Annotated in this window: 10 protein-coding genes and 1 tRNA gene; 8 read left to right on the top strand and 3 right to left on the bottom strand. The window is 61.5% G+C overall.

Annotated features, from left to right (window positions below; translation table 11 throughout):
- Window positions 1-148 precede the first annotated feature (148 nt).
- Window positions 149-233: transfer RNA gene (locus tag AC07PT_RS17440), tRNA-Leu, on the bottom strand.
- 18 nt (window positions 234-251) lie between these two features.
- On the opposite strand from AC07PT_RS17440, the gene rnr reads away from it, so the two are divergent.
- Entirely contained in the window at window positions 252-2,579 is a 2,328-nt protein-coding gene (gene rnr, locus AC07PT_RS17435) for a ribonuclease R (protein ID WP_494657497.1), read from the top strand.
- A 54-nt stretch (window positions 2,580-2,633) separates the two neighbouring features.
- Window positions 2,634-3,410: an SDR family oxidoreductase gene (locus tag AC07PT_RS17430; protein WP_494657496.1), complete on the top strand. Its 777-nt coding sequence runs from the start codon at window positions 2,634-2,636 to the stop codon at window positions 3,408-3,410.
- Between the two features lie 16 nt (window positions 3,411-3,426).
- Here the strand turns inward: AC07PT_RS17430 and AC07PT_RS17425 are convergent, their stop codons facing one another.
- Both AC07PT_RS17425 and AC07PT_RS17420 read right to left on the bottom strand, forming a co-directional pair.
- Window positions 3,427-4,923 carry an NAD(P)H-hydrate dehydratase gene (locus AC07PT_RS17425; protein WP_492346314.1) on the bottom strand — a complete coding sequence of 499 codons (1,497 nt, stop codon included), beginning with the start codon at window positions 4,921-4,923 and terminating at the stop codon, window positions 3,427-3,429.
- A 51-nt stretch (window positions 4,924-4,974) separates the two neighbouring features.
- Window positions 4,975-6,228 (bottom strand): FAD-dependent oxidoreductase, encoded by a 1,254-nt coding sequence (locus AC07PT_RS17420; RefSeq protein ID WP_494657495.1) that lies wholly within the window; start codon window positions 6,226-6,228, stop codon window positions 4,975-4,977.
- A 276-nt stretch (window positions 6,229-6,504) separates the two neighbouring features.
- Here AC07PT_RS17420 and rpsB point away from each other — a divergent pair, with 276 nt between their 5' ends.
- From rpsB to AC07PT_RS17390, 6 genes are all read left to right on the top strand, one after another.
- Window positions 6,505-7,257, top strand: coding sequence for a 30S ribosomal protein S2 (rpsB, locus tag AC07PT_RS17415; protein ID WP_492346316.1), 753 nt, complete (start codon window positions 6,505-6,507; stop codon window positions 7,255-7,257).
- Between the two features lie 112 nt (window positions 7,258-7,369).
- On the top strand, window positions 7,370-8,293 hold the full coding sequence (tsf, locus tag AC07PT_RS17410; RefSeq protein WP_492346317.1) for a translation elongation factor Ts: 924 nt from the start codon (window positions 7,370-7,372) through the stop codon (window positions 8,291-8,293).
- Between the two features lie 58 nt (window positions 8,294-8,351).
- Window positions 8,352-9,074 carry a UMP kinase gene (gene pyrH, locus AC07PT_RS17405; RefSeq protein ID WP_492346318.1) on the top strand — a complete coding sequence of 241 codons (723 nt, stop codon included), beginning with the start codon at window positions 8,352-8,354 and terminating at the stop codon, window positions 9,072-9,074.
- 64 nt (window positions 9,075-9,138) lie between these two features.
- The gene (gene frr / locus AC07PT_RS17400) at window positions 9,139-9,699 is read left to right on the top strand and encodes a ribosome recycling factor (protein WP_019573212.1); all 561 of its coding nucleotides are present in this window, start codon (window positions 9,139-9,141) and stop codon (window positions 9,697-9,699) included.
- A gap of 119 nt (window positions 9,700-9,818) precedes the next feature.
- The gene (gene uppS, locus AC07PT_RS17395; RefSeq protein ID WP_494657494.1) at window positions 9,819-10,562 is read left to right on the top strand and encodes a polyprenyl diphosphate synthase; all 744 of its coding nucleotides are present in this window, start codon (window positions 9,819-9,821) and stop codon (window positions 10,560-10,562) included.
- A 14-nt stretch (window positions 10,563-10,576) separates the two neighbouring features.
- Window positions 10,577-11,425: a phosphatidate cytidylyltransferase gene (locus AC07PT_RS17390; RefSeq protein WP_494657493.1), complete on the top strand. Its 849-nt coding sequence runs from the start codon at window positions 10,577-10,579 to the stop codon at window positions 11,423-11,425.
- Window position 11,426: the final 1 nt, after the last annotated feature.

Here is an 11,426-nt window from a genome sequence, read left to right as displayed (position 1 = left end):
GGAGAGGACTCGAACCTCCACGATGTTACTCGCTAGTACCTGAAACTAGTGCGTCTACCAATTCCGCCACCTGGGCAGTCTATCGACAATAATATTTCCTGATTTTAATTCATTTGAAAGCGAATATTGAGTTCGTTTTCATTAAACTTGGTGCCCAGGAGAGGACTCGAACCTCCACGATGTTACTCGCTAGTACCTGAAACTAGTGCGTCTACCAATTCCGCCACCTGGGCATCTCAGGAAGAATTCGATTGTATATCAAAAATTTAGGCCAAAGCAAGTCAGTGAACAATTTTTCAGATGAATTTGAAGGTGTCGTCCAAGGACACCGTGATGGGCACGGGTTTGTGATCCGTGACAACGGTGAGCCAGACGTCTATCTGCCACCCAATGAAATGAGAGCGGTGTTGCACAAGGATCGGGTCAAGGCCCGCATCGTGCGATCTGATCGCCGTGGCCGGCCTGAGGGTCGTGTGGTGGAAATCATTGAGCGACCTGCTCAGCCCATCATCGGCCGTTTGCTGCAAGAGAGTGGTGTCTGGCTGGTGGCACCCGAAGACAAGCGCTACGGTCAGGATGTATTGATTCCCAAGGGCGCAACAGGGGCCGCCAAGCCAGGTCAGGTGGTGGTGGTTGACCTGACGGAACCGCCGGCGCTGTTCGGTCAGCCGGTTGGTCGCATCACGGAGGTGCTGGGTGAGGTGGATGACCCTGGCATGGAAATCGAGATCGCGGTGCGCAAGTACGGTGTCCCGCACGAATTTTCCCAGGCCTGCCTGGATGAGGCCAAGGCGCTGCCGGACAAGGTTCGTCCCTCTGACAAGCGTGATCGCATCGATTTGACGGACGTGCCGCTGGTCACCATTGATGGTGAAGATGCGCGTGACTTTGATGATGCTGTCTATTGCGAGCCCGCCCGTGTCGGACGCGGCAAGGGATGGCGTCTGTTGGTCGCGATCGCTGATGTGAGTCAGTATGTGCACACCGGCTCTGGCATTGACATCGATGCCTATGAGCGCGCCACCAGTGTTTATTTTCCCCGGCGGGTGATCCCCATGCTGCCGGAGAAGCTGTCCAACGGTCTGTGTTCGCTCAACCCCGAGGTGGATCGGCTTTGCATGGTGTGCGACATGTTGATCAACGCCAAGGGCGAGATCCATGCCTATCAGTTCTACCCGGCTGTGATGTGGAGCCATGCGCGTTTCACATACACCGAAGTGGCGGCCATTCTGGCCAATACACGAGGGCCGGAAGCCGCCCGCCGTAAGGCATTGGTACCTCACCTGTTGAACCTGCACGATGTCTACCGGGCTTTGTTGGGCGCCCGCCGGATCCGAGGTGCAGTGGATTTCGACACCACTGAGACCCAGATCGTGTGCGATGACAGTGGTCGCATCGAGAAGATCGTGCCTCGCACCCGCAATGACGCGCACCGCTTGATTGAAGAGGCGATGCTGGCCGCCAACGTCTGCAGTGCCGACTTCATTGGGCAGGGCAAGCATCCCGGGTTGTTCCGTGTTCATGAGGGCCCAACCCCCGAGAAGCGCGAGTTGCTGGCCAACTACCTCAAGGCCATGGGGGTCGGACTGTCGGTCAGTGATGAGCCGCTGCCGGGCGAGTTCCAGGCGATTGCCGAGGCCACCAAGGACCGCCCGGATTCACAGCAGATCCACACCATGCTGCTGCGCTCCATGCAGCAAGCCATCTATACCCCCATCAACAGCGGTCACTTCGGCCTGGCTTTCGAGGCTTACACCCACTTCACCAGTCCGATCCGGCGCTATCCGGATCTGCTGGTGCACCGCGTGATCAAGGCGATTCTGGGCAAGTCGCGCTATCAGTTGCCGGCCTTGCCCACACCTGGCGAGGCCCATACCAAGCTGGCTCGACGCCTGGCGTCTCGGGTCAAAGAGCCTTCGGTCAAGCCGCGCAAGGCCACGGCCGAGACCCAGGCCTGGGAGGCAGCCGGTCTGCATTGCAGTGCCAATGAGCGCCGTGCCGACGAGGCCAGTCGTGATGTGGAGGCCTGGCTCAAGTGCAAATACATGCGCGAGCATCTGGGCGAGGAGTTTGGTGGCGTGGTTTCGGCGGCGACCAGCTTCGGCATCTTCGTGACCTTGGACGCGATGTATGTTGAGGGCTTGGTGCACATCACCGAATTGGGCGGTGAGTACTTCAAGTTCGACGAGGCCCGTCAGGAACTTCGTGGCGAGCGCACAGGCATCCGCTACGCGATCGGCAGCCGGGTTCGGGTGCAGGTCAGCCGTGTGGATCTGGATGGTCGCAAGATCGACTTTCGTCTGGTGCATGAGGGTGAGGCCGTGGCGGGGCGTGCGCAGCGTGACAAGTCGGGTCTAGCGCCAGCCCCTGGAGGCTCGCGCAGTGCGAGCAAGAAGGCTCGCGGTGGCTCCCGGCAGGACGAGAAGGTCGACGCCTCGGCCCGGACGCCTCGGTCTGGCTCGGGGGGCGACCTGACGCCTCGTTCGCCGATCCAGGCGCTGAAGGCCTCGGTGAAGAAAGCGGCCGCGGCGGCCAAGAAGAAGAGTGCAAAAGGCGGCCGTGGCAAATCCCATCGCTGATTTGATTGTTGATCTTGCCGTGCCCCAAAGTCACGGCCATTCCAGGAGCTTGCCTTGAATACCTCCACTGCATCGGAAGCTTCGGCGCTTCGTGTCGCGATCGTCACGGGGGCTGGATCGGGTATCGGGCGGGCTGTGGCGCTGGCCTTGTTGAACGCAGGTTACGCAGTGGCCCTGGCGGGACGACGGCTTGAGTTGCTGCAGCAGGTGGCAGACGAGTCGGGTGCTGCCGGGCGGGCCCTTGTCGTGCCTTGCGATGTGGCCGACGAGCAGGCGGTGGCAGCGCTTTTTTCTGCCGCCGTCAAAGCCTGGGGGCGGGTCGACCTGTTGTTCAACAATGCTGGCATCAACGCTCCGGGGGTGTTGTTGGAGCATCTGGCGCTGGCCGATTGGCGTCGCGTGGTGGATACCAATCTGACGGGCATGTTCTTGTGTGTGCGCGAGGCTTTCCGGGTCATGAAGGTGCAGCAACCCCAGGGCGGACGCATCATCAACAACGGTTCGATCTCGGCCCACACACCGCGTCCCAACTCGGTGGCTTACACCAGCACCAAACATGCGGTGATGGGCTTGACCAAGACGGCGTCTCTCGATGGCCGCAAGTACGACATCGCCGTCGGCCAGATTGATGTCGGCAATGCGGCCACCGATTTGGCTGCGCGCATGGCCAAGGGGGTTCCTCAGGCCAATGGCGAGGTGGCGATCGAGCCTTTGATGGATGTGAACATCGTGGCCCAGTCGGTGCTTTACATGGCCAGCTTGCCGCTGGAGGCGAACGTGATGTTCCACACGGTGATGGCGACCAAGATGCCGTTCGCCGGTCGGGGCTGAGAGCGGATCTGCTGCCTCATGGCCGGCGCAAGGCGTTGGCGAGCGCGCCCGCCGTGAACGCTTGATGGGCTGGCCATTGGTCTGCCACCCGGCCGTGCTCAAAGACGCCTTGGCAGGCAGCGTCGAAGGCCTGGGTGCCGGGGTGCGCCCACAGGGCTCCGATCAGCCCCGCCAGCACGTCGCCGGTGCCTGCTGTGGCCAGCAGGGGGTTGCCAGTGGGGTTGATGTGAAGTGGCTTGCCGCTTTGTACAATCACAGTCCCTGAGCCTTTGAGCACCGTCACGGCACCTGTCAGGGCGGCCAGAGCCTGGGCGGCGGCCAGGCGGTCGTCCTGGATGCTGGCGGCCGTGGTGTCCAAGAGTCGTGCTGCCTCAAGCGGGTGGGGCGTGAGTACCGTGTCCCAGCCGCGTTGCCGACGCGTTGCCAGCAGCGGCATCCAGTCAGGATGACGCGCCAGCACGTTGAGGGCGTCTGCGTCCAGCAAGAGGCGAGGCGCCTCTGTCAGGGCTTGGGGTACCCAGCGTTCGATCGCTTCGCCGCCGCCGCAGCCGCAAACCAGAACGCCGTTCCCCATGACCAGCGCTTCGGGGCTGCGCAGCATCAACTCGGGCTGGGTCATATCGACCGGCAGGTGCGATTCGTCGGCATCCAGCAAAGCGACCATCACGCGCCCAGCGCCAGCATGCAGGGCCGCCCGGCCCGCCAGCAGGGCGGCGCCGGTCATGCCCAGTCCGCGCAGGCTCAGGCCCTCGCCGCCCAGCACTTGCACGTCGCCATAAGTGCCTTTGTGGCTGCCATGGCGATGGGGGCGAGGTGGCGGCGGCGGGCTGAGCCAGGCGTCGGCTGGTGTGGACAGCGACGGAACATCCAGGGTGTCCAGCCACACAGTACCTGCGTGGTCACGCCCCTGGGCTGTGAAAAGCCCCGGTTTCAGGGTCAACAGGCTGAGGGTGTGATCGGCGCGGACGGCGCCTGCGGCCAGTGCAGGGGTGCCTTGGTCGGCGCAGAGACCCGAGGGGATGTCTGCTGCGAGCACGGTGGCGGCACTGCTATTGATGCGCTCAATCCATTCTCTCAGGCGAATGTCGCCGGAGGGGGCTGTCTGTCGAATCAGTCCGATGCCAAGCAGTGCGTCGATGCAAAGGTCATTCGGCCCCAGCACTGGCGGGTGTTCCTGGTAGATCACGCCGGCCTGCAGGGCTGCCTGACGGCTGGCGAGGCTGTCCGCGCTGCACCGATCGGGTCGGCCCAGCCAGGTCACCACAGGCCTGAAGCCCTGAAGTTGGAGGTGGTAGGCGGCTTCCCAGCCATCGCCGCCGTTGTTGCCGCTGCCGCACGCCACCCAGATGGCTTGTGCGTGGGGTGCCAGTGCCTGGGCCAATTGAGCCAGCGCACGTCCTGCGCGCTGCATCAGGGTGTGTGCCGGCAGTTGCTTCAGCCACGTGGCCTCCAGTGTGCGCGTGCTGGACAGCCGATGCAGGGGGTGGGCTCGATCGGGGTGAATGCGGTGCATGGGGTGTCTATCCGTGTGGTGGGACTCTATGAACCAGCGCTGCCCTTTCGGTCATCGGTGCAGCCGTGCGATGGAGCAGGCGTCAAGATCCAGTTCGGACTTTTGGCCCGCCAGGGCGTCGGCCAGAAGCCTGGCGCTACCGCAACTCAGGGCCCAGCCATTGTCGCCATGCCCCAGGTTCAGCCAGATGCCGGGAACACCGCTGGCACCCAGCACCGGCAGTCCGTCGGGCATCATGGGCCGGCTGCCTTTCCATTCCTGCACACCTGCAGTCATGGAGGCGGCGCCTGGAAACCAGTCTTGCAGCACTTGATAGAGTGTGCGCAGCGCGGAGGTCCGCTTGTCATCCTGCCGGTAGCCCAATTCTGCCCCGCCAGCCACCCTCACGCGTTGACCTAGTCGGGCAATGGTGATTCGATGGCGCTCATCGCTGACGATGCTTCGCGGAGCATTCAGGGCTTCTCGCACATTGGCACTGACCGAGTAGCCCTGAATGCCCATCAGTGGAATCTTCAGGCCCAGTGGCTTGATCAGTGTTGAGGCGTCGGCGCCGGTGCACAGCACGATGGCATCGAAGGGTCGGGGTGGGTTTGTGCTTTGGGTGCTGAGTGAGGGGCGCGGGCCGGGGGCGATGTGGCTGACGGCGGTGTTGAATTCGAAGGTCACACCCAGGCGCACAGCTTCGCTCCTGATCATCAGTGCGAACTGGCGGCAGTTGCCCACTTCATCCTGCGGCAGGTGGATGGCGGCTTCAATGGGGCTGTCCGGGTTCAGGGCGGGTTCCAGCTTGCGGGCCTCGTCGGCGTTGAGCTCGCGAAAGCCTAGACCCGCTTCGCGCAGGCGGCTCAGGCGTTCTTGCAGGCTTTTGTGTTCCTGCGCATTGCGCAGCAACAGCAGATGGCCTGTGCTGGCGTCAAATTCAAGTGCATGTCGTTGGCGCAGGTGATGCAGACGCGTCAGGCTGTGGGTGATCAGCTGTTGCAGATGTTGGCCACTCTCCGTGCTTCGGCTGCCTCGGCTGGCGCGCAGCCATTGCCCGATCCAGCCCAGTTCGCGCAGGCCGAGTCTGGGGCCGAGTTGCATTGCTGAGTGGGCCGCGCCCCATTGGCGCAGCCATTTGCCTGCCATGCCGGGAGCTGCCCAGAGCAGCAGCTGGGCCGGCGAGATGAGGCCGGCATTCGCAAAACTGCATTCCTCTGCAACTGCGCCGTGGCGCTCGAAAACGGTGACCTGGTGGCCGTCGTAGGCCAGTTCGTAGGCTGTCGTGACGCCGATGATTCCGGCGCCAATGATGGCAATGTTCATGCGCTTTGCTTGGGGCACCTGGTGAATTCTTGGTCGACCGGAGGTGCCAGTCTTTCGTTGGGCTTGGTGCTGTCGCGACGCGGACCTGCCAATGGGTGAGTAGGCCATCGGTCGGGACAGGCGGTTGGCCATGCTATAATTTTGGGGTTTTTGCTGGTGTCACGGCAAGACAAATCGCAAACCAGACCCATCAAGGTGTTGGCGTTTTCAAGGGTTTTCCCTGTAAGAAACGCCAAAGTCGGGCTGGATTTTAGACCCAACCTTCGGAGAATTTTCATGTCCGTTACTATGCGCGAAATGCTGGAAGCCGGTGTCCACTTCGGTCACCAAACCCGCTTCTGGAACCCCAAGATGGCCCCCTTCATCTTCGGCCATCGCAACAAGATCCACATCATCAACCTGGAAAAGTCGCTGCCGATGTTCCAGGAAGCTTCCAAGTTCGTGAAGCAACTGGCTGCCAACCGCGGCACCATCCTGTTTGTGGGCACCAAGCGTCAAGCCCGCGACATCGTGGCTGCTGAAGCCGAGCGCGCCGGCGTGCCTTTCGTGAACCAGCGTTGGCTGGGCGGTACGCTGACCAACTTCAAGACTGTGAAAACCTCGATCAAGCGTCTGAAGGATCTGAAGGCACAACAAGAAGCTGGCCTGGGTGGCCTGTCCAAGAAGGAACAGCTGACGTTCAGCCGCGAAATCGACAAGCTCGAAAAAGACATCGGCGGTATCCAGGACGTGACGGCCCTGCCGGACGCCATTTTCGTGATTGACGTCGGCTTCCACAAGATTGCCATCGCTGAAGCCAAGAAACTGGGCATCCCGCTGATTGGTGTGGTTGACTCCAACCACTCGCCCGAAGGCATCGACTACGTGATCCCCGGCAACGATGACTCGGCCAAGGCCGTGGCTTTGTATGCCCGTGGCATTGCTGACGCCATCATCGCTGGCCGTGCAGAAGCCGGTAACGAAGTGGTCAAGGCTGTGGCTGCTGAAGGCGGCGACGAATTCGTGGAAGTCGAAGAATCGGCTGCCTGAGTTTGCCCCGCGCGAATTCCGAAGGGTCGCGAAGAAAGTGGGGCTTAGTTGCCCCCTTTTTTTTAGCCCATCAACAACGTTTTGACTTGAACTGAATACGGAGTAACAAAAAATGGCTGCAATTACCGCAAGCATGGTCGCTGAACTGCGTGGCAAGACCGACGCCCCCATGATGGAGTGCAAGAAGGCACTGACCGAGGCCGGTGGCGACATGGCCAAGGCGGAAGAGCTGCTGCGTGTCAAGTTGGGCACCAAGGCCGGCAAGGCTGCCTCGCGCGTGACCGCTGAAGGCGTGGTCGCCAGCTTCATCGAAGGCAACACTGGTGCGCTGATCGAAGTGAACTGCGAAACCGACTTCGTGACCAAGAACGACAGCTTCCTGGCTCTGGCCAAGGCTGCCGCTGAGCTGGTTGCCAAGCACAACCCCGCTGACATTGAAGCCCTGGGCGCTCTGGCCTATGAGCAAGACACCTACGGCCCCACCCTGGAAGACGTGCGCAAGGGCTTGATCGGCAAAATCGGCGAAAACATGTCTTTCCGCCGTTTCAAGCGTTTTGACAATGGCGCCCAACTGGCCGCCTACCTGCACGGCACCCGCATTGGTGTGGTGGTTGAGTTCAATGGTGACGAAGCTGCCGCCAAGGACGTCGCCATGCACGTGGCCGCCATGAAGCCCGTGGCCCTGACCAGCGCCGATGTGCCGAGCGATCTGATTGAAAAAGAGCGTGCTGTGGCCGCTGGCAAGGCTGCAGAAGATGCCGCCAAGGCCCAGGCCGAAGGCAAGCCGGTGCAGTCGCCTGAAATCGTGACCAAGCGCATCGAAGGTGGTGTGCAGAAGTTCCTGAAGGAAGTGTCCTTGTTCAACCAGGCCTTCGTGAAGAACGACAAGCAAACTGTCGAGCAGATGCTCAAGGCCGCCAGCACCGATGTGAAGGGCTTCACGCTGTTCATCGTTGGCGAAGGCATCGAAAAGAAGGTTGACGACTTCGCTGCTGAAGTAGCTGCGCAGGTCGCTGCTGCCAAGGCTGCAGCCTGATTCCGTCATCTCGCAATAACCCCCAACGTCACCCCATCGAACTCAGGAGAACCCTTTCATGACCAACGCCAAACCAGCCAACAAGCGGATCCTGCTGAAGCTGTCAGGCGAGGCCCTGATGGGGGACGATGCCTTTGGTATCAACCGAGCTACCATCGTCCGCATGGTGGAAGAGGTGGCCGAGGTCACCCGCCTGGGTGTCGAGGTGGCGGTGGTGATCGGGGGCGGCAACATCTTCCGGGGTGTTGCCGGAGGCTCCGTGGGGATGGATCGGGCCACGGCCGATTACATGGGCATGCTGGCCACGGTGATGAACGCACTGGCGCTGGCTGACACCATGGAAAAAGCGGGTTTGATCGCCCGTGTCATGTCCGCGATTGCCATCGAGCAGGTGGTCGAGCCCTATGTGCGTCCCAAGGCCTTGCAGTATCTCGAAGAGGGCAAGGTGGTGATCTTTGCCGCCGGCACGGGTAACCCTTTCTTCACGACGGACACTGCGGCTGCCTTGCGTGGTGCTGAAATCGGCGCCGAGCTGGTGCTCAAGGCCACCAAGGTGGATGGTGTGTACTCTGCGGATCCCAAGAAGGATCCCAACGCAACCCGTTACGCGAAAATTTCGTTTGATGAAGCGATGGCGCAGAACCTGGGCATCATGGATGCCACGGCGTTTGCTCTGTGCCGCGACCAGAAGTTGCCAGTGAAGGTGTTTTCCATCTTCAAGCCCGGTGCGCTCAAGCGCGTCGTGATGGGTGAGGACGAGGGGACTCTGGTTTACGCCTGAGCCCCGGCCCTTCAGCCCGAAGAGTTCCGGCAACAGTTGCCGGGATTCGTTCCAGGAGATTGACATGAGCATTGCCGACATCAAGAAGACAACCGAAACCAAGATGGATCAGTCCATCGCGGCCTTCAAGAACAACCTGACCAAGATCCGCACGGGTCGCGCCAACCCGGCTCTGCTGGATGCCGTGCAGGTGGATTACTACGGATCGCCGGTGCCGATCAGCCAGGTGGCCAACGTGTCGCTGCTGGACTCTCGCACCATCAGCGTTCAGCCCTGGGAAAAGGGCATGGGCGCCAAGATCGAAAAAGCCATCCGCGACAGCGACCTGGGCTTGAACCCCTCCAGCATGGGCGAACTGATCCGCGTGCCCATGCCCCCCATGAGCGAAGAGCGTCGCAAGGAACTGACCAAGGTCGTGCGCAACGAAGGTGAGGCCGCCAAGGTGGCCATTCGCAACCTGCGTCGCGATGCCAATGAGTCGGTGAAGAAGCTGGTCAAGGACAAGCTGGCCTCCGAAGACGATCAAAAGCGCGCAGAAGCCGACACCCAGAAGGTGACCGACAAGCACATTGCCGAGATCGACAAACTGGTGGCTTCCAAGGAACAGGACATCATGGCGGTTTGATGGCCGCCGCTTGTCGTGCTATCCAGGCCTGAGGGCCATTTCAGGGGCGGCTCTCCAGCAGGGCTGCCCCATTCGTTTTCTGGGGTATCGTGCCCTGTCTCTGAAGTATCTTGCTGTCCATGACCCAGATTCCCGCGAACCAGGCTGTTCCTCATCACGTCGCCATCGTCATGGATGGCAATGGGCGCTGGGCCACGCGCCGATTCCTCCCGCGGGTGGCTGGCCACAAGCAGGGGGTTGATTCCTTGCGGCGTTGTGTCAAGGCCTGCGCAGCGCGCGGTGTGAAGGTGCTGACCGTTTTTGCCTTTTCGTCCGAAAACTGGAATCGCCCGGCTGACGAGGTGTCCGGCTTGATGGATTTGTTGGCGATGGCCCTGGGCCGTGAGGTTCCTCAACTGAAGGCGGATGGTGTGCGTCTGCATTTTGTTGGCGAACGTCGAGGCCTCTCCGAAAAGGTGGCTGCAGGCTTGGCCCAAGCTGAGGCCGCGACAGCGCAGAACGATCGATTGATCCTCAATGTCTGTTTCAACTACGGTGGTCGATGGGACATTGCCCAGGCTGCAGCAGCGTTGGTCGCCCGAGGTGAGCCGATCACCGAACTGGCACTGGATCGGGCCATGGCCCTCTCCCATGTGCCCGACCCGGACTTGATGATCCGTACAGGGGGCGAACAACGCATCAGCAATTTCCTGTTGTGGCAATGCGCTTACTCCGAGCTTTTCTTCAGCGACCGCCTCTGGCCTGATTTCGACGAGGCTGCTCTGGATGAGGCGTTTTCGGCCTATGGTGCCCGTGAACGTCGCTTCGGCAAGACGTCTGAGCAGATGGCGCAGGCGACCTCGTCTGCATCCCCCAAGGTCTGAGAAAGGCGATTTCCATGCTCAAGCAGCGTGTCATCACCGCACTGATTCTGCTGGCTGTTTTGCTGCCCGCCTTGTTCTATGCGCAGCCGCAGCCTTTTTGTGCCTTGATGCTGTTGTTCATCGCTGCCGGCGGTTGGGAGTGGGGGCGCCTGAATGGTTTGTCGCAACCCATGTCCTGGGCCACTGCCGGGGTCTGTCTGCTCATTTGTGCGCTGGCCTGGTGGGCGGGGGCGCTGGATGTTTCACTGCGCAGCCTTTGGGTGGTAGCCGGGCCCGCGTGGGTGCTGGGCAGTGCTGCGTTGCTGCGTGGTGGAGTGGCGGGCTGGCCCCGTGTGCCCCTGCTGGTTCGCTGGGTGGCGGGCCTTTTGGCCTTGGTGACGGCCTGGCTGGCGGTGGCTCAGGCCAAGGTGGTGGGCGTCAATTTTCTTCTTTCGGTTCTGGTTCTGGTCTGGGTGGCCGACATCTTTGCCTATTTCGCCGGGCGTGCATTTGGATTGCGCTTCACGCGCCGCAAACTCGCCCCCAGCATCAGTCCTGGCAAGAGCTGGGAAGGCGTCTGGGGTGGGTTGGCTGGGGTCATCGTTCTGGCCTGGGTATGGCCGCTGGCTGATGCGTCATTGGGGGCCACGGTCCCCAGTTTTTACAGTCGTTTGATGGCGCCGGGCTGGCTCTTTGCCCTGCTGGCTGTGGTGTTCATGGGTGCGATGAGCGTGGTGGGTGATCTGGTGGAGTCGCTCATCAAGCGCAGCGCGGGCGCCAAGGACAGCAGCGGCCTGCTGCCGGGCCACGGCGGCGTGCTTGACCGCATCGACGCCTTGTTGCCCACTTTGCCGCTCGCCATGATGCTGAGCACTCTGGTTTGAA

It is taken from the genome of Curvibacter sp. GW821-FHT09D12, assembly GCF_059416245.1.
This window is presented reverse-complemented; position numbering and strand designations above follow the sequence as displayed.